The sequence below is a fragment of the Streptomyces sp. JHA26 genome (assembly GCF_002005565.1).
GTDB lineage: Bacteria > Actinomycetota > Actinomycetes > Streptomycetales > Streptomycetaceae > Streptomyces.
Genome location: NZ_BDJC01000163.1, coordinates 1 through 696 on the forward strand (window position 1 = coordinate 1; position 696 = coordinate 696).

1 protein-coding gene is annotated in these 696 nt (G+C 72.1%); it reads left to right on the top strand.

The genetic code is table 11. The features are described 5' to 3' along the window. Positions 1 to 99 precede the first annotated feature (99 nt). Positions 100 to 696: FAD-binding oxidoreductase (locus tag JHAT_RS33535; protein WP_307718370.1), on the top strand; the 597-nt coding region annotated here is incomplete at its 3' end.

The following is a 696-nucleotide window of genomic DNA, read 5'->3' on the forward strand; positions in this document are numbered from 1 at the left end:
CTCGCCCGGCGGGTTGCGGGTGAGGTGTTCGTTCCGGGTCAGGAGGGGTTCGATGAGGAGCGGACGGGTTTTCAGCGGGCGGTGGTGCATGCTCCGGAGGTGATCGTGGGTGCGGCCGGTGCCGGGGACGTGGCCGCTGCGGTGAAGTTCGCCGGTGAGCGGGGCTGGCCGGTGGCGGTGATGGGCACGGGGCACGGGCTGTCGTGCGCGTTGGACGGCGGGCTGCTGATCACGACCCGGCGGATGGCTGGGGTGCGGGTGGACGCCGAGGCGTGCAGTGCGTGGCTGGAGGCGGGGGTGAGCTGGGGGCAGGTGGTGTCCGAGGCGGCCCGGTTCGGGCTGGCTCCGCTGAACGGGTCGGCGCCGCATGTGGGTGCTGTGTCGTACGTGCTGGGCGGCGGGCTGCCGTTGCTGGGGCGGACGTTCGGGTACGCGGCGGACCGGGTGCGGCGGATGGAGGTCGTCACGGCCGACGGCCGGCTGCGCACGGTGACGCCCGAGGCTGATCCGGATCTGTTCTTCGCGTTGCTGGGCGGCCGGGACAACTTCGGTGTGGTGACGGGTCTGGAGATCGGCCTGGTGCCGGTGACCCGGATCTACGGCGGGGGGCTGTACTTCGGTGCGGAGCATGTCGAGGAGGTGCTGTCCGTCTGGCGGGCCTGGACCGACAGCGTCCCCGACACCATGAACTCCAGC